The following is a 17,766-nucleotide window of genomic DNA, read 5'->3' on the forward strand; positions in this document are numbered from 1 at the left end:
AAGGCTGCGAAGGCAGCGTTGGAAGTGGCATATTATCATGTTTGAGGTTTATGTCCATGTTCCGTTTTGTATTCGATGCCGAGGCGTTAGGCTGAGAGTCCTGTGGACTCTCAGTAGCCGAGGTGAGCAGCCGCTAAGGCTGCGAAGGCAGTGTCGGGAGTTGGTACATTATCATGTTTGAGGTATACATCCATGTCCCTTTCTGCATCCGACGCTGCGGCTACTGCGATTTCAACACGTACACCTCGCCGGATATGGGCGGCGGAGCAAGCCGAAGCAACTACGCCACAATGGCGATTGCGGAGATGCGGCTGGTCAAGCGCTGGCAGTACGAGCATGGCATTGTCGAACCCGCCGCATCGACGGTGTTCTTCGGCGGCGGCACTCCCACGCTTCTGCCCGCCGATGACCTCGCACGCATGCTGCACGCCGTCGAACAGCTCTGGGGGCTGGAACCAGGCGCGGAAATCACCACGGAAGCCAATCCTGACACCGTTGATGAGGACTACGTTGCCGCGCTTGCGGACGCCGGATTCACGCGGATTTCCTTCGGTATGCAGTCAGCGGTGCCGCGCGTGCTCAAGACGCTTGATCGCACGCACACCCCTGCAAATGTCGAAGCGGGGGTTCGGGCCGCCAACAAAGCCGGAATCCGCTCAAGCGTGGATCTGATCTACGGCACGCCGGGAGAGAGCCTAGGGGATTGGCGCTACTCCGTGAAAACGGCGGTCGATCTGGGCGTCAACCACATTTCCGCGTACGCGCTCACGCTGGAACCGACGACGAAAATGGGCCGCATGGTGCGTTCCGGTCGATTGCCGAAGCCCGATGACGACGACGAAGCGACCAAGTACGAAATAGCCGAGGACCTGTTCTCCGCAGCGGGTTTGCAATGGTACGAGGTGTCGAACTGGGCGCGGCCGGGCTATGAGAGCCAGCATAACCTCGGCTATTGGCGCAACGTCGACTGGGCGGGCATCGGACCGGGTGCGCACAGCCACTATAATCGCGCGTCGGTGAGCCGCTTGACTGGACTCGCGCAGCCCGACGACCACGATGCGGCAAAATATGAACTGCATCCGCTGCAGGCAGGGGTCAGGGCGTGGGATATCAAGCATCCACGCGTGTGGGGCGAGTCGATTTCAAGCGGCGCAGTGCCGTGGCAGGGCCAAGAGGCCATCACTGCCAAGGAGAACCTCGAAGAGCTCATCATGCTTGGACTACGCTTGCACGAAGGCCTTGATCTGAACCGAATCGATCGGGCGATGCGCGAGCCTGATGGAGACAATGCTATAGGCAGCGTTCATGCGAATTATTCCAATATGGACGATATTGCTTCGACCGATTCCTTTGCACCCGGCACAGCTAACAATCACAACGATTTCGCCCTGCGGCGCACTCGCATCGCCAAACTGGGCGATGACGGCCTACTCACGATTCACGGCAACCGCATAGTCCCCACTTTGCGCGGCCGCCTGCTCAACGATTACCTCATCGAGCAGTTCTTCGACATGGTTGGCTTGTGATTCACACACGATTCGGCTCACGATTTTCTGCCGATACGTGTGCTGCTGCGTGATTTTCCCGTTGCACGCGGCTATCGGCGTTATGTGAGGCGTTAATCCACCCTTGCGGAGGTCTATCTGCGTTGTGTGAGGCGTTATTTCCTGATGAGCCGAGTATAGGGCAGTCGGAAACCGCCATTTTCGGGCGGCGCTACTTGAGGTCCCATAGATTTAACGCCTCACGTAACGCAGATACACTGATTTGCGGATGCCAACGAGAGATTTTCGGCATGATTGGTCGCCTCGGAAGACTAGAACGCTCGTTCTTGCATGCATAACCATGAGAAACGCGCATAGGGCAAACCAAAAGTATGAGTTGAAATCTTGGTGCACAGCTCAACTATCAGGATTTCAGGCCTTCGACCGGTGGTGAATGGTGGATATGATGGGCGAAACAGTTGTCGGCTCCATCAGTGTGCGAATCACAGAGCTACGAAGAAAGCTGGGCGTCATGCAGGAATTTCTTGTACAGTGCGGCGGGATTGGCGAAGACCACAGGTTTTTCACTGAGTTCACGGGGCGCGGCGACGATATCTCGCCGAGCTTCCATTTGTTGTCGATTCCCGAGGGGACTGAGACGCTGGCGATAGTCCTGAGAGATGAAAGCCATCCGATTTTCGGTTCTATGACGCATTGGCTCATCTGGAATCTGCCAGTCGACCCTGACATTGCTGCGAATATCGCCAAAGGAACTCGCCCGGGAAGAGTGAACGCGCGGCAGGGCATCGCTTATGGCTGGCATCGGTACCGAGGCCCGAAGCCTCCCAGGGGAACGACGCACCGGTATGTTTTCACCGTGTATGCGGTGAACGGAGAGCTTAACCTCGGCGGCATGACAACGTTGAGAAGACTGCGCAAGGCGATGCGTGGGAAGGTTTTAGGCATTGGTTGCGTCGATGGTCTTTTTGAATGAGCCGGAGCCGCGATACAAGGCCGGCCGCGTCGTTGATATCGGTACTGCCAGACGCAACTTTGACGTTTGCTTGCTGCATTTCATAACCCAGCCTGACTACCATGGGCTTGCATGAGCTATGTTGCGACATTCGATGCGGGTACTACGGCGGTCAAGGCGGCGCTGACCGACGACGATGGCGGCATTGTTGCGTCGTGCTCGAGCGATGCGATGCCATTATTCACTGGCGATGGGCATCAGGAGCAGGACCCGCGTGACTGGTGGCGGGCGTTCCTGCAAACGGCTCACGCCATGCTGGCGCAGGCTGCGCGATCTGTGCCAGAGTTCGACCCGGCCAGCATTCTCGGCATTATCATGAGCGGGCAGATGCAGGATGTCATCGCGCTTGATGAACAGCTGAACCCGGTGCGCCGCACGATGCTCTACTCGGACGGTCGGGCAGATCGCGAGGCGCGTGAACTTGCCGAAATCGTAGGCGGCGAGTCCTTCCACAAGCTGACCGGCAATCAGCTCGAAGGCTCGCTGCCGCTGCTCAAACTCATGTGGTTCAAACGCCACGAGCCGCAGAATTTCGCGAAAACACGTCATGTATTGTTCGATGCCAAGGACTATCTCATCGCCAAACTGACAGGGGCATTGGTGGCCGACGTCGTCGCCAGCTCCACGGTCGGGGCGATGGATATTCGCCAGCGCGCATGGAGCAGCAGCCTGATCGATGCGGCAGACATGGATGAGGCCCTGTTCCCGGCGCTGCATAATCCAGAGGACCGCGTGGGCGAGGTCACCAGTCAGGCCGCAGAGCTGACCGGATTCGCGCTTGGCACGCCCGTGTTCGCCGGCATCGGGGATGCGGGAGCCACCACGCTTGCCAGCGGTGTGACCGAACCGGGCGAATACAACATCAACATCGGCACTTCTGGATGGATTGCCACCGTCTCGCCCGAACCAATCACAGACCGGGCTGGCGTCGCGAATCTCGCCCGTACCACGGCGGGAGGCGCGCGCAACGACGTTAGCAGTGGCGTCAGCAGTAGCGTTATCAATGGCGTGCCGTTCCTTAATGCGGGCAATGTGCATCACTGGATTACGTCCGTGTTTGCGGGGAATGGTGGTGACCAAACTCATAGTGACGAAGACCGTGATGGTGAAGGCACCAGCAGCGGCGTCGACTACGACCACATGGGCGAGATGCTGGCTCGTAGTACGCCTGGCAGTAATGGCGTGCTGTGCCTGCCATATCTCTCCGGTGAGCGTTTTCCGGTAATGAACGCCTCCATTCGCGGTGCCTATGTCGGTCTTTCAGCCGATACGACGGCTGCGGATATGGCGCGCGCGGCGCTCGAAGGAGTCGCTTTTTCCATTCGTCAGGGTTTGGAGACCTTCGACGCCGAACCGTCGGAGATCACGCTGATTGGCGGGGGAGCGCGGGAGCATGTCTGGTGCCAGATCATGGCCGATGTCCTTGGCCACTCCATCGAAGTGTTCCGCAACGCGGACGTCATGCCGGCCGCCGCGCTTTCGTTCCTAGTGCATTACGCGCTTGGACGTTTTGCCTCGCTCGATGAGGCCACGGCCCGGCTGCGCGCCTGCCGCGACAGTGTCACCTATGAGCCAGATGGGGAAACCGTGCGCCTGTACGATGCGGTCTACAGCCGTTACCGTGCGCTGTACCCGGCCATTAACGGGCTTGGATGAGCTGAGTTTGGCGCTTATCACACTGACAATGCCCCTTTCGTGACGCTCATTCGTAACTAGCGTCACAAAAGGGGCAGGACTCCTTGGGCAGTGCCCCTTTTCGTGACGCTTACCGGCAGTATCCGTCACGAAAGGGGCATAGCGACCGGGGCTGAGAATACAAGAGCAGGAGAATACCATGATCGATCATATGACGCTGCATGTGCGCGACGTCGAACGCAGCATCGCATTCTATACAGCGGCGCTCGCCCCGCTCGGCTATGTGGTGAAGACGCATCACGAGTCGACGCTCGGGTTCGGCGTCGATGACGGCACGCCGCATTCCGATTTCTACGTTTCGCCGCTTGATGAGGGCGCGGCTAACAGTGTGCCCAACAACGCGGCTAACGACGCAGCTAATGGCACAGCCGAGCAGCCACATGGGCAGTCATCGCAACAACCATACGCGCCAACCCACATCGCCTTCCTCGCGCCAGACCGCGCCGCAGTGCAGGCGCTCTACGATGCGGCGCTCGCCGCCGGCGGACATGACAATGGGACTCCCGGCCCGCGCCCGTACCATGCGGGCTACTACGCGGCATTCGTGCTGGACCCGGACGGCAACAACATCGAGGCCGTGGTCGATTGGAGTCATGACGCTGGTTTCGCAGTTCCGATAAAGACGGCCCAATAAAGACGAGGTAAGGGAAAAGAACGCATAAGCCGGCCGTTACGCCTTTAACCCATCAACCTCCCCAAACCTTCTGCAACTTCCCCATACCTCCCCAAACCTCCACGAAACACCGCAGAACCCATGCAATTAACTCGGTATATGGACTCTCGAAACCCTCTTGACATTGCCGAGCGGTATTCTATCCAAGCACTGGCAAAGAACCGCGGGTAGCACCCCGCCAAAAACGATGAAGGTGGTTTCGGTGACTTTCCACGCTCCGCTTGATCTAACGGTCCATGAGGCACAGGGCATGTATGACCCTTCGCAGGAACACGACGCATGTGGCGTGGGTATGGTCGCCACGTTGAACCGCCGCGCTGAGCGCAGAATCGTCGATAAGGCCATCGAGGTCCTCGTCAACCTCGACCATCGTGGCGCAGTCGGCGCCGAAGAGAACACCGGCGATGGCGCTGGCATTCTCATATCGATGCCGGATGAATTCATGCGCGCCGTCATCGACGTGGAGCTTCCGCTCGAGGGCCATTACGCTGCTGGCATCGCGTTCCTCGACCGCGATATCGCAGGTTCCGGCAGGCAGGAGCAGGCCATCGCGCAGATCGCCAAGGAAGAGGGCCTTGAGGTCCTCGCCTGGCGCGTGGTCCCCACGAACCCTGACGGACTGGGCCTGCAGGCGCTCGCATCCATGCCCTCGTTCAAGACGCTCGTCGTGGCGGACGCGAATGATGCCGCAGGCACAGGCGACTTGGCTCTGGACCGCAAGACCTTCCGACTGCGCAAGCGCGTCGAGCACGAGGTCGGCGTCTACTTCGCCTCGCTCTCCGCGCGCACCATCACCTATAAGGGCATGCTCACCACGATGCAGCTCACCTCCTTCTTCCCCGATCTCACCGACGATCGCATGAAGGCCACCATCGCCATCGTGCATTCGCGCTTCTCGACCAACACCTTCCCGAGTTGGCCGCTGGCACAGCCCTTCCGCCTCATCGCGCACAACGGCGAAATCAACACCATCCAGGGCAACCGCAACTGGCTTTCGGCCCGTGAAGGCCGGCTCAGCTCCGCATTGCTCGGCGAATTCAAGCCGCTGCTGCCCATCGGCACTCCGGGGGCTTCGGATTCGGGCACCTTCGACGAATGCCTTGAGCTGCTGCACCTCTCCGGCCGCAGCATCACGCACGCCATCTCGATGATGCTGCCGCCCGCGTGGGAGAAGGACGAATCGCTCGACCCCGATATCCGCGCGTTCTACGAGTACAACAACACGCTTATCGAGCCGTGGGACGGCCCGGCGAACATCGTCTTCACCGACGGCACGCTGGTCGGCGCACAGCTGGACCGCAACGGCTTCAGGCCGGGGCGCTGGCAGCTCAACGACGACAACACGGTCGTGCTCGCCTCGGAGGCCGGCGTGCTGCCCGAAATCGAGCAGGAGCACATCATATCCAAGGGCCGGCTTGAGCCCGGCAAGATGTTCCTCATCGACACCGAGCAGGGACGGCTGGTGCCCGACGAGGAGATCAAGGCGAATCTGGCCGCGCTGCACCCCTACCGCCAGTGGGTGGAGGGCAACAGCGTCGAGATGAGCCAGCTGCCCGCGCGCGAGCACGTACGGCATTCAGGCCAGTCGGTCCAGCGTCGTCAGCGCGCTTTCGGCTACACGCAAGAAGACCTGAAGATGCTTCTGATTCCGATGGCGAACAGCGGCAAGGAGCCACTGGGAGCGATGGGCAACGACGCGCCGATGGCGGTGCTCTCCGAACGCAGCCGCATGCTCTTCGACTACTTCACGCAGAAGTTCGCCCAGGTCACAAACCCGCCGCTCGACTGGGAGCGCGAGGAGATCGTCACCTGCCTCGAATCAGCCATCGGCCCCGAACCGAACCTGCTTGAGGACTCCGAGCTGCATGCCAAGAAGATCCTCATCCCGCTGCCGATCGTGAATTCCGACGAAATGGCACAGCTCAAGCGCCTCGACAAGGCGAAGATCCTCGGCGACTACTACCGCCCGTACATCGTCAAGGGCCTGTATCAGGTGGCCGGAGGCGGCAAGGCGCTTGAAGAGCGGCTTCAGAAGATCTTCGACGAGATCGACGAGGCCATCGCCGGCGGCAAGAACTTCATCGTGCTTTCCGACCGCGAGTCGAACCACACCTGGGCGCCGATTCCCTCGCTGCTGCTGACCAGCGCCGTGCAGCATCACCTGCTGCGCACGCATACCCGCACGCAGATATCGATGGCCGTCGAGGCCGGCGATGTGCGCGAGATTCACCATGTCGCGCTGCTGATCGCCTACGGCGCAGCCTGCGTGAACCCCTACCTCGCCTTCGAGTCGGTCGAGGATCTAGCCAACACCGGCTACCTGTCCGTCAATGCGGAAACGGCCGTGAGAAATCTCACCAAGGCGCTGTCAACCGGCGTGCTCAAGATCATGAGCAAGATGGGCGTCTCCACGATCATGAGCTATCGCGGCGCGCAGCTGTTCGAGGCCGTGGGCCTGAGCCAGAGCGTGATTGACAAGTACTTCACCGGCACCACCTCGCGCGTCGGCGGAGCCGGCTTGGACGAGATCGCCGAGGAAGTCGCCATCCGGCACCGCGTGGCCTACCCGAATCAGTGGACGGCCACGCCGCACCGCAAGCTGCGCACCGGCGGCGACTACAAGTGGCGTCGCACCGGCGAAGACCATCTCAACGACCCCGAGTCGATCTTCCTGCTGCAGCAGTCGACGCAGCGCGCCGACTACGACATGTTCAAGCAGTATTCGGCGCATATCAACGACACGTCGAACCGGCTCATGACCCTGCGCGGGCTCATGTCCTTCACCGGCGACCGCAAGCCGATCGACATTGATGAGGTTGAGCCAGCCAGCGAAATCGTCAAGCGCTTCTCCACCGGCGCGATGAGCTACGGCTCGATCTCGCAGGAGGCGCATGAGACGCTGGCCATCGCGATGAACTCGATCGGCGCGCGCTCAAACTCCGGCGAAGGCGGCGAATCCGACGACCGCATCGCCGACCCGCGCCGCACCAGCCGCATCAAGCAGATCGCCTCGGCCCGCTTCGGCGTGACCAGCGACTACCTCGTGCATGCCACCGATTTGCAGATCAAGCTCGCCCAGGGTGCCAAGCCCGGCGAGGGCGGCCACCTGCCCGGGGCCAAGGTGCCGCCGTGGATTGCCAAGGTGCGCCATGCGACACCCGGCGTCGAGCTGATTTCCCCGCCGCCGCATCACGACATCTACTCGATCGAAGATCTGAAGCAGCTCATCAACGACGCCAAGATGGCCAATCCCAAGGCACGCATCCATGTGAAGCTGGTCTCCGAATTCGGCGTGGGCACCATCGCGGCCGGCGTGGCTAAATGCCATGCGGACGTGGTGCTCATCTCCGGTTACGACGGCGGCACTGGTGCAGCCCCGCTCAACGCCATCAAGCATGCGGGCACGCCGTGGGAGATTGGCCTGTCCGAGACCCAGCAGACGCTGATTCTCAACGGCCTGCGCTCCCGCATCGTCGTGCAGTGCGACGGCGAGCTGAAAACCGGCCGCGACGTGGTGATCGCCGCGCTGCTGGGCGCCGAGGAGTTCGGCTTCGCCACATCAGCACTGATGGTCGAGGGCTGCGTCATGATGCGCGCATGCCATTTGAACACGTGCCCGCAGGGCATCGCCACGCAGGACCCCGAGCTGCGCGCGCGCTTCACCGGCAAGCCCGAGCATGTCATCAACTTCTTCATGTTCATCGCCCAGGAAGTGCGTGAGCTGCTCGCCCAGCTCGGCTTCCATACGCTCGAAGAGGCAGTGGGCCACGTCGAATGCCTCGATCAGAACGAGGCCGTGACCCGCTGGAAGGCCGACGGCATCGATCTGTCCAATGTGCTCATGCAGCCCGGTCCTACGCCCGGCACGATTCTGCACCGGACCATCGAGCAGAACCACGAGCTTGAGAAGGCCCTCGACAACCGGCTCATCGACATGGCTCGCCCGGCGCTCGAGCGCCGCGAACCGGTGCGCATCGAAATGCCTATCCGCAATGTCAACCGCACGGTGGGCACGATGGTCGGCTACGAGATCACCAACCGGTACGGTGCCGAAGGACTGCCCGACGACACCATCGACATGACCTTGCACGGTTCGGGCGGTCAGTCCATCGGCGCGTTCATCCCGCGCGGCGAAACCCTGCGCGTCTACGGCGAAGTCAACGACTACGCCGGCAAGGGCCTGTCCGGAGGCCGCCTGATTGTGCGCCCCGAGGAAGGCGCGAACTTCGATCCGCATGAGAATGTCATCGCGGGCAACGTCGCCGGATTCGGCGCGACCTCAGGCGAAATGTTTATCGCCGGGCGTGCCGGCGAGCGCTTCGGCGTGCGCAACGGCGGGGCCACCTTCGTGGTCGAAGGCGTGGGTGACCACGGCTGCGAGTACATGACCGGCGGCACCGTGGCAATTCTCGGCCCCACCGGGCGCAATCTCGGCGCCGGCTTCTCCGGCGGCGAGGTCTACGTGCTCGATCTGGACATGGGCAAGGTCAACCCGCAGGCCGTGAAAACCGGTGCGCTGCTCTTCCAGCGGCTGGATGACGCGCAGGAGCGCTTCGTCCACGATCTGGTCAAGCGCCATGCCGAGGAGACCGGATCGCAGTTCGCGGCGGAGCTGCTGGGCGACTGGGAGCACACCGCTACCCGCTTCACCCACGTGGTGCCGAGGCAGTATGTGGCGATGACCGACGCGATGCGCCGGGCCGAGGCACAGCACGTTGATTTCAATGCGCCGGGCGCATGGGAGCATGTGTACGAGCAAGTCATGGAAGGAGCCCACTGATATGAGCGACCCCAGAGGATTCCTCAAAGTCCGCACGCGCCGCGAGATGGCCGAACGGCCCGTCGAAGAGCGCATCAAAGACTGGTTCGACGTGCATGCCGAGCATGGCGCGCAGCCGTGGACCCGCGAGCAGGCTTCGCGCTGCATGGATTGCGGCACCCCGTTCTGCATGACCGGCTGCCCGCTGGGCAACGTCATCCCCGAGTTCAACGACCTGGTCAGCCAGGGCAAGTGGGAGGACGCCTACAACCGTCTCTCCATGACGAACAACTTCCCCGAGGCGACCGGCCGCATATGCCCGGCGCCGTGCGAGCATGCCTGCGTGCTGGCGATTCACCAGCCGGCCACGGCCATCAAGAACGACGAGGTCACAATCATCGATCAGGCCTTCGCGCTCGGCTATGTCAAGCCGATGCCGCCGCAGCGCCTCACCGACATGACCATCGCCATCGTCGGCTCCGGGCCTGCCGGTCTGGCATGCGCCCAGCAGCTGACCCGCGCCGGCCACACCGTCGTCGTGTATGAGCGCGACGACGCCATCGGCGGACTCATGCGCTACGGCATCCCGAACTTCAAGCTCGACAAGCATCTGCTCGATGAACGCATCGCACAGATGGAGGCCGAGGGAACCCGCTTCATGACCAACATGGAAATCGGCAAGAACATCAGCTGGGACGAGCTGCGTTCGCGCTATGACGCCGTCGTGGTGGCCATCGGCTCCGGCGCGCCGCGCGACGTCGCCATCCCCGGGCGCGACTTGGAAGGCATCCACTTCGCGATGGACTTCCTGCCCGACACGACCCGCCGGCTCTACGGCGTGCAGCCGCACGGCGACATCGACGCCAACGGCAAGCATGTCGTCATCATCGGCGGCGGTGACACCGGCTCGGACTGCCTGGGAGCTTCGATTCGCCAGGGCGCGAAGGACGTGACCGTGCTGCAGATCAACCCGCAGGAGCCGCTTGAGCGCACGGAGAGCCATCCGTGGCCGACCTACGCGCGCACCTATCAGAAGACCACATCGATGCAGGAGGGCGGCGAATACCTCTACAACACCGATTCGGTGAGCTTTGAAGGCATCGAGGACGATCTGGATCGCGTTGCCGTCGATGATACTTCGGTGCCCGCCGGATTCGTGGCGGACGAGCAGGGCCATGTCACCGGGGTCAAGATCGTCAGCGTCGAGCTTGACGAAAATGGCAGGCGCGTGCACGTCCCCGGCACGGAGCGCGTGCTCCCCGCCGATCTGGTGCTGATTTCCGTAGGATTCGCGCACCCGGACACGACCACGCTGCTTGATCAGCTGCCCGTCGAGCTGGACGGGCGCGGCAACGTGTCGCGCGACGCCGAATTCTCCACCACGCAGGACGGCGTCTTCGTGTGCGGCGATGCCGGACGCGGCCAGAGCCTGGTCGTGTGGGCCATCTCCGAGGGTCGCAGCTGCGCCGCATCGGTCGACAAGTACCTCACCGGCGTCACCGAACTGCCCTCGCCGATCGCGCCGACCGATCGCCCGATGTCACTGCCGTTGAAGGCATTGGTCCACTAAACTATCGAGTTGCTTTCGGCGTGCGAAAGGGGCGGCAGCGATAGGCTGCCGCCCCTTTCGTGACTTGTTTACCTGTTTGTTTTAGTCAGACACTGTAGGCCTGGGCTTCTAGGTTTCCAGGCTTCCAGCAGGTCAGGTCAGGCCTTTTCACCGCTGCCGGGGCTTGCCTGTCCCTTCGTCACCTCGTAGGATTTCGCGCCGGTGCCGGCCAGCGCGCCGCCTTGCGCGATGATGTACTCGTCGCGAATCGGCTCATCATCGAGGAAGTCCTCGAGGATTTCGCGAGTTCCGGCCGCATACCGCGCCTGCGCCGACAAGGTCGTGCCCGAGATGTGCGGCGTCATGCCTTCGTGCGGCATGGTCCGCCACGGATGATCCTCGGGCGCGGGCTGCGGGTACCACACGTCGCCCGCGTACCCGGCGAGCTGGCCGGAATTGAGCGCGTCGACAATGGCGTCGCGGTCCACAAGCTCGCCGCGGCCGTTGTTGACGATGTAGGAGCCGCGCTTCATCGACGCAATTACCGAGGCATTGAACATGTGGCGGGTTGCGGCGTACAGCGGCGTTTCCAGGACCGCGATGTCAACGACTTTCGCCAGCTCCTTGACGTCGGGGTAATAGGTGGCGCCGAGGCTCTTCTCATAGTCGGCAGGCAACTGGTGACGCTGGGTGTACGCCAGCTTGACGCCGAATGGCTTGAGCCGTTCGAGCACCGCCTTGCCGATGCGCCCTGCGCCCACGACGCCGACGGTCATACCTTCCAAGTCGTACGCGCGTGAAACGCAATCGGCGATATTCCAGCCGCCCTTGCGCGCCCAGTCATGCGACGGCAGGTAGTTGCGCACCAGCGCCAGCACTTGCATGACCGCATGCTCGGCCACGCTGATACTGTTGCAGTAGGTCACTTCGGCCACGGTCACGTTATGCTCGTTGGCCGCGTTCAAGTCCACATGGTCGGAGCCGATGCCAGCGGTTATCGCCAGCTTGAGCTTCTTGGCCTTCGCGAAGCGCTCGGCGGTCAGGTAGGCCGGCCAGAACGGCTGGGAGATGACGACATCGGCGTCGGGCAGCTCCTTCTCGAACTGCGAATCCGGACCTTCCTTGTCGGAGGTGACCACGAATTCGACATTGCGGTTCTTGAGAAACTTCGTCAGTCCGAGCGCGCCCGAAACCGAGCCAAGCAGCTCGCCGGGCTTGAAATCAATCGCCTTGGGGGAGGGCAGCGTCGACCCATCAGGGTACGAGCTGAGCTCTGGAACGGTGTCGCGCGCGTATTTCGGCGGATACCCATCGACGGGGTCCGGATACAGCACACATAATACCTTGGTCATAATCTATGCTCCTTTGCATATATATGCGGCCATAGCGCGCGTTTGCAAGAGACATAGCCAGACACCATGCAGTCCTGCACAGTGTATTAGTTACACGCAGTGCATTCCTACGCGCAGTGCATTCGCAACCGCCACAGCCTGAAACGTCGAATTGCTTCGAGCTTCACTTCGGTTATAGCACTTATCCGTTCACCATAAACTGACTTGGAAGGAGCGCGAGCTTATGGCGTTTATTGGTTCCGGTTTCCATCATCGCGTGCGGCTTCATCTGCGCTCGTTGTGCTCCATGCGACGATGAGTTCAGCGAGCCTCATGCCTGCCTACATGGTTGCGGTACACTGGAGCGCGGAAAACCGTTGTTTCATGGAGGAGAAGCTATGCCGAATCGCGCCGAACGCAGGGCTCAGGACAAGCGCAGCCGCAGGGGAGTGCCTGCGCAATACGACCAGACGCAGGGGCGTGCGCGGTCGGATATGATCGACGAATATGCCTTGCAGGACAAGTCGCGCCGGCTCGAAGAGCATGTCGACGGCGAATGGAAGCCCTCGGCCAGCGTCACCGACACGACCGGCGATAGGCTGGACGACATTGAGATGCGCGATCCTGACATCATCAAGCCGCCGCATTCGGTGCGTCAGGCGTTCCGCATCGTCAGCTGGACGCTTATCGGCCTTTCGGTGATTGCATTCCTCGTCATCATGTGGCTGCCGAGCCATCCGCTGTGGCTGATCGCTACGATCAGCGCGGTGTTCGTCGTCGCCGTGCTGAGCCTGTTCGTCGTGGCGGGAGACCCGAAGCACAACCCCAATCTCGACGCGAACGGCACTGCGGTATAGCGCGATATAGCGCCGCATAATGCTGCATGCCGTAGGGCATGGCTCACCGCGCAACTTCAGGTGAACCGATTCTTTCGTATTTTTCGTCCAAAATTCATGCCGATGGCGGCGCAGCGTCGACTTAAGGCATAGACTTGACGGTGTACGCCCAAGATGTACGCCCAATGAAGCGCGCATAGAAGGAGAAACCATGAAAGTAGACATCCTGACCCGGGAATACCCACCGCATATCTACGGAGGCGCGGGCGTTCACGTCGATGAGCTGGCAAAGGTGCTGGCGGAACGCATCGACGTGACGGTGCGGGCCTTTGACGGGCCGCGTACCCCGGCAGACGTCCCGACGATACCAGGCCAGAATCCGAAAGGCTCGCTGAGCGTCTTCGGCTACGACACGCCGGCCGAGCTGACGCAGGCCAATGCCGCGCTTAAGACCTTCGGCACCGACCTGCAGATCGCCAACGATGTCGACGCCGACCTGGTGCATGTGCATACGTGGTACGCCTGCCTCGCCGGGCGCCTGGCGCAGCAGCTGCACGAGGTGCCGATGGTGATTACCGCGCACAGCCTCGAACCCTTCCGCCCGTGGAAGAAAGAGCAGCTTGGCGGCGGCTACAACCTGAGCTCCTGGGCCGAACGCGACGCCTACGAGCACGCCGAGCGCATCATCGCCGTATCCGCAGGCATGCGCAACGACATCCTGAGCGCCTACCCGAATGTGGACCCGGACAAGGTCGCCGTGGTCCATAACGGCATCACGCTCGCTGATTTCGCCACGCCCGCCGATGATGACGAAGGCTGGAAGGTCTTCGAGCGCTACCACATCGACCGCAGCAAGCCCACGCTGCTGTTCGTCGGCCGCATCACACGCCAGAAGGGGCTGCCGTACCTGCTGCAGGCGCTGCACCTTATCAACAAGGATATTCAGGTCGTGCTGTGCGCTGGTGCCCCCGACACTCCGGAGATCGCCGCCGAGGTGAAGTCGGCCTTCGCTGAGCTCAATGACCAGCGTGGCAACATCATCTGGATTGAGGAGATGCTGCCCAAGCCCGAGCTCAACGCATTGGAGCATGGCAGCACGGCCTTCGTGTGCCCGAGCATCTACGAGCCGCTGGGTATCGTGAACCTTGAGGCGATGGCCTGCGATCTGCCGGTCGTCGCCAGCGCCACGGGCGGCATCCCCGAAGTGGTTGAGGATGGCGTGACGGGCCTGTTGGTGCCGCTTGAGCAGCTTCACGACGGCACGGGTACGCCGACCGACCCGGATACTTTCGTGCACGACATGGCGCACGCCATCGACGAGATCATGGCCGACCCTGAGCGGGCCAAAGCCATGGGTCGCGCCGGCTACGAGCGCGCGCGCGACAAGTTCAGCTGGGAGTCCATCGCCGAGCGCACGATCGACGTGTATCGCGACGCGCTTCGGTAGGGATTCGCTGGAAAGGCCGCATGGCGCGGCAGCTGCCATCACGGTATCGATAGGGTAGTGACGATATCGTAGAGACGCAGTAGACGTAATGGTGCGATGAGTCGTTGCTGGCTCATCGCACCTTTGCATGATGTGAACAGTGCAAGATTCAGGAGGAGGCACGCATATGGGCGACGCGGTCGCATTGCAGCTCAACGGTGTGGAGTTCCGGCGTCGGCGTCGCGTGATTCTCACCGATGTGAATCTGGAATTGAAGGCCGGGGAGAAATGGATTCTGTTCGGCCCCAATGGCATCGGCAAATCCAGCCTCGTGCAGATGATGAGCACGCGCGGCTTCCCATCCGAAGGCACGGTCGACATCCTCGGCAATCGCCTGGGCAAGGTCGACGTGTTCTCCTATCGCCATCGCATTGGCCTGAGCTCGGCGGAGCTGTCGCGCGCCTTCCCGCCGGAGGAAGACCCGCTCGACGCCGTCGTGACCGCGCTGACCGCTACGACCGGACGGTGGCGCGACAACTATTCGCCGGAGCAGTTTGCCCAGGCCCGTGCTTTGATGCACCAGTTCGGCATCGCCTATCTCGAAGGCAAGCAGATGTTCAAGCTCTCCCAGGGCGAGTTGACGCGCGTGCTCATCTGCCGGGCGCTGATGGCCGACCCCGACCTGCTGATACTCGACGAGCCGACCACCGGACTCGATCTGGGCGGCAGGGAGCTGGCGTTGCAGGCGCTCAGCCGCATCGGCGAGCAGGACAGCAACCGAACCGTGTTGCTGGTCACCCACCGGCTTGAGGAGATACCGCGCGGATTCGACCATGTGGCGATTATGGGACGCCGCGCAGGCAACGAGAACGACGCTTATAAAGATAACGTCGCCGGCAACGACCCGCAGCCCGGCACGATTCTGTACACCGGAGACCTTGAGCACGGCTTCACCGCCGAGCGGCTCAGCGCCATCTTCGGGCTGCCGCTGAAAGTCACGCACGAGGACGGGCGTTGGAACGCCTATGCGCAAGGCGCGCAGGCCCTTGGTTATGAAGCGATTGGCTCTGAAAAAAACGGCTCTGCAGCGACGATTGATGCAGAGATGGGTGACACAGCAACCGACAGCAGCGAGGAACCCCATGCCTAAACGAGGAGCGCTGCAAGCCGGCGAAAAGGTCCAGTTCACCGACCGCAAGAGCAAACGCATCACCGCGCAGCTCGTCGCAGGCGGCACGACGCAGACCGAGCACGGGCTGATTCTTCACGATGACGTTATCGGCGGCACGGAAGGCGTTATCGTCACGACCGTGCATGCCAAGCGACAGGCAGAGACGGAGATGGAAGCAGGTTCTGGGCAAGCCGTACAGACTGCACAGTCCTTGCAGTCCGTGCCATCCTCGCGCGACGCCGCCAAGCCGTGGAAGGCCGCGCGCGCGATAGGCGGCTGGCAGTACGCGGTGATGCGGCCGCGGCTGGCCGACTATGTGCTGTCGATGCCGCGCGGCGCCCAGATCATGTATCCCAAGGACATCGCGCAGGTCATCCAGCTCGGCGACATCCGCAAGGGGCTCAACGTACTCGAATCCGGCGCGGGCTCGGGCGCGATGAGCCTGAATCTTCTCGATGCCGTGGGGGAGCAGGGCCAGTTGACGACCATCGAGATGCGCGGCGAATTTGCCAAGATAGCGCAGGCGAACGCCACGCTGTATTTCGGCGGGCGACCCGCTTGGTGGGATTTGAAGGTCGGCGACTTCGATTCGGTGGCAGCCGATCTGCCGGCGCATTCCTTCGATCGCATCGTGCTTGACATGCTCGACCCGTGGAATCGGCTCGATCAGGCCCATCGGGTCATCGCGCCGGGCGGCGTGCTCGTGGCCTACATCACGACCACAACGCAGCTGAGCCGGCTTGCCGAGGCATTGCGCGAGGCCGGCGTGTGGACCGAGCCGGAGATTCAGGAGACTTTGGAGCGCGATTGGAAGGCGCAAGGCCTCGCCGTGCGCCCCGACCATCAGATGATTGGGCACACCGGATTCCTCGTGATCAGCCGTGCGATGGCCGAAGGCTTCGAAGCCTTGCGCAAACGCGATCGCGCCACGAAGGACACGCATACCGACATCGATGCGATGAGCGAGGAGGAGCGTGCCGCGCAGTTGGATGATTTGGAGCTGCGTGACATCTCCGACCGCAAGCTGCGCAAAGTGCTGCGCGATTTGGATGCGCAGGTCGGCGCGCTGGAATCCTGATTCGGGCATAATCAATGGAGAATCACAAACAGGTCTATGCGCGCAGCGGCCGGCCGCCGGCTGATGCCAATGGTGACAGGAGCGATGACATGGGAGTCAATCTGAAGAAACTCGCCAAGAAGGCTCGGCATTACGATCATGTGCTGCTGGTGATGCGCCATGCCAAGCCCGAGGCATCGAATGAGGGCGGCGACTATGCCCGTGAGCTGACGGACAAGGGACGCAAGCAGGCGAAGAAAATGGCTAAGGGCCTGAGCGACATGGATCTGGTGCCGGACAGTATCGCCTGCTCAAGCGCTACGCGCGCCGAGCAGACGCTCGATCGCATGCTCAAGATTTTCGGCGACAAACCCAAGGTGGACTATCGGCAAAGCCTGTACGATGGCGGTCTGCAGGGCATGTTCGACGAGCTTGCGCACGCCAAGGAGAAAACCCGTGTGCTCATGATTCTGGGCCATGAGCCCACGGTTTCGATGGCAAGTCAATGGCTGACGAGCGAGGATTCCGATTCCGACTCCCTCGATCTGCTCAATCTCGGACTGTCTCCTAGCGCAGTGGTCGTTTTCGGCGCAAACAAGCCCTTCAACGCATGGCAGACGCACGATGCCGAGCTTCTCGCCGTACTCAACCCAAAGAACTTCGAGTAATAGATATTTTCCGATTTTCTTTCTGATAGCGCTGTTATAAATCTGATTTATGGCGACACCTTATCGCTGTCTATGCCTCGAATG

11 protein-coding genes and 2 pseudogenes are annotated in these 17,766 nt (G+C 61.8%); 12 read left to right on the forward strand and 1 reads right to left on the reverse strand.

Translation table 11 applies throughout. The features are described from left to right. Positions 1-173 precede the first annotated feature (173 nt). From hemW to DDF78_RS01175, 6 genes are all read left to right on the forward strand, one after another. On the forward strand, positions 174-1,526 hold the full coding sequence (hemW, locus tag DDF78_RS01150) for a radical SAM family heme chaperone HemW (protein ID WP_152579802.1): 1,353 nt from the start codon (positions 174-176) through the stop codon (positions 1,524-1,526). 421 nt (positions 1,527-1,947) lie between these two features. Beyond that, positions 1,948-2,478 carry a YbhB/YbcL family Raf kinase inhibitor-like protein gene (locus DDF78_RS01155; RefSeq protein ID WP_202613162.1) on the forward strand — a complete coding sequence of 177 codons (531 nt, stop codon included), beginning with the start codon at positions 1,948-1,950 and terminating at the stop codon, positions 2,476-2,478. Between the two features lie 111 nt (positions 2,479-2,589). Beyond that, positions 2,590-4,173: a xylulokinase gene (locus tag DDF78_RS01160; RefSeq protein ID WP_152579801.1), complete on the forward strand. Its 1,584-nt coding sequence runs from the start codon at positions 2,590-2,592 to the stop codon at positions 4,171-4,173. Positions 4,174-4,351: 178 nt separating this feature from the next. Further along, a complete protein-coding gene (locus DDF78_RS01165) occupies positions 4,352-4,846 on the forward strand; it encodes a VOC family protein (protein WP_152579800.1) in 495 nt (164 codons plus the stop codon). Between the two features lie 241 nt (positions 4,847-5,087). Next, positions 5,088-9,665 (forward strand): glutamate synthase large subunit, encoded by a 4,578-nt coding sequence (gltB, locus tag DDF78_RS01170; protein WP_152579799.1) that lies wholly within the window; start codon positions 5,088-5,090, stop codon positions 9,663-9,665. 1 nt (position 9,666) lies between these two features. Next, positions 9,667-11,214 (forward strand): glutamate synthase subunit beta, encoded by a 1,548-nt coding sequence (locus DDF78_RS01175; protein WP_152579798.1) that lies wholly within the window; start codon positions 9,667-9,669, stop codon positions 11,212-11,214. A 137-nt stretch (positions 11,215-11,351) separates the two neighbouring features. Here the strand turns inward: DDF78_RS01175 and DDF78_RS01180 are convergent, their stop codons facing one another. Continuing rightward, positions 11,352-12,545 carry an NAD-dependent formate dehydrogenase gene (locus DDF78_RS01180; protein WP_152579797.1) on the reverse strand — a complete coding sequence of 398 codons (1,194 nt, stop codon included), beginning with the start codon at positions 12,543-12,545 and terminating at the stop codon, positions 11,352-11,354. A 377-nt stretch (positions 12,546-12,922) separates the two neighbouring features. On the opposite strand from DDF78_RS01180, the gene DDF78_RS01185 reads away from it, so the two are divergent. The 6 genes and pseudogenes from DDF78_RS01185 (at position 12,923) to DDF78_RS01205 (ending at position 17,682) form a co-directional block, all read left to right on the forward strand. Then, the gene (locus DDF78_RS01185) at positions 12,923-13,381 is read left to right on the forward strand and encodes a tripartite tricarboxylate transporter TctB family protein (protein WP_152579796.1); all 459 of its coding nucleotides are present in this window, start codon (positions 12,923-12,925) and stop codon (positions 13,379-13,381) included. Between the two features lie 190 nt (positions 13,382-13,571). Beyond that, positions 13,572-14,807, forward strand: coding sequence for a glycogen synthase (gene glgA, locus DDF78_RS01190; RefSeq protein ID WP_152579795.1), 1,236 nt, complete (start codon positions 13,572-13,574; stop codon positions 14,805-14,807). Between the two features lie 166 nt (positions 14,808-14,973). Beyond that, the gene (locus DDF78_RS01195) at positions 14,974-15,936 is read left to right on the forward strand and encodes an ABC transporter ATP-binding protein (RefSeq protein ID WP_152579794.1); all 963 of its coding nucleotides are present in this window, start codon (positions 14,974-14,976) and stop codon (positions 15,934-15,936) included. Then, positions 15,929-16,030, forward strand: a pseudogene (locus tag DDF78_RS12395) (hypothetical protein); the annotation flags it as partial. The gene DDF78_RS01195 and the pseudogene DDF78_RS12395, both read left to right, overlap by 8 nt. 162 nt (positions 16,031-16,192) lie before the next feature. After that, a pseudogene (locus tag DDF78_RS01200) lies at positions 16,193-17,035 on the forward strand (tRNA (adenine-N1)-methyltransferase); the annotation flags it as partial. An 89-nt stretch (positions 17,036-17,124) separates the two neighbouring features. Beyond that, positions 17,125-17,682: a SixA phosphatase family protein gene (locus tag DDF78_RS01205; protein WP_152580002.1), complete on the forward strand. Its 558-nt coding sequence runs from the start codon at positions 17,125-17,127 to the stop codon at positions 17,680-17,682. Positions 17,683-17,766: the final 84 nt, after the last annotated feature.

It is taken from the genome of Bifidobacterium tibiigranuli, assembly GCF_009371885.1.
Classification (GTDB): Bacteria; Actinomycetota; Actinomycetes; order Actinomycetales; family Bifidobacteriaceae; genus Bifidobacterium; species Bifidobacterium tibiigranuli.

Excerpts from the sequence above, each read along its gene's own strand:
- hemW (WP_152579802.1), top strand. The coding sequence starts at position 174 with ATGTTTGAGGTATACATCCATGTCCCTTTCTGCATCCGACGCTGCGGC.
- DDF78_RS01155 (WP_202613162.1), top strand. The coding sequence starts at position 1,948 with ATGATGGGCGAAACAGTTGTCGGCTCCATCAGTGTGCGAATCACAGAG.
- DDF78_RS01160 (WP_152579801.1), top strand. The coding sequence starts at position 2,590 with ATGAGCTATGTTGCGACATTCGATGCGGGTACTACGGCGGTCAAGGCG.
- DDF78_RS01165 (WP_152579800.1), top strand. The coding sequence starts at position 4,352 with ATGATCGATCATATGACGCTGCATGTGCGCGACGTCGAACGCAGCATC.
- DDF78_RS01175 (WP_152579798.1), top strand. The coding sequence starts at position 9,667 with ATGAGCGACCCCAGAGGATTCCTCAAAGTCCGCACGCGCCGCGAGATG.
- DDF78_RS01180 (WP_152579797.1), bottom strand. The coding sequence starts at position 12,545 with ATGACCAAGGTATTATGTGTGCTGTATCCGGACCCCGTCGATGGGTAT.
- DDF78_RS01185 (WP_152579796.1), top strand. The coding sequence starts at position 12,923 with ATGCCGAATCGCGCCGAACGCAGGGCTCAGGACAAGCGCAGCCGCAGG.
- glgA (WP_152579795.1), top strand. The coding sequence starts at position 13,572 with ATGAAAGTAGACATCCTGACCCGGGAATACCCACCGCATATCTACGGA.
- DDF78_RS01195 (WP_152579794.1), top strand. The coding sequence starts at position 14,974 with ATGGGCGACGCGGTCGCATTGCAGCTCAACGGTGTGGAGTTCCGGCGT.
- DDF78_RS01205 (WP_152580002.1), top strand. The coding sequence starts at position 17,125 with ATGGGAGTCAATCTGAAGAAACTCGCCAAGAAGGCTCGGCATTACGAT.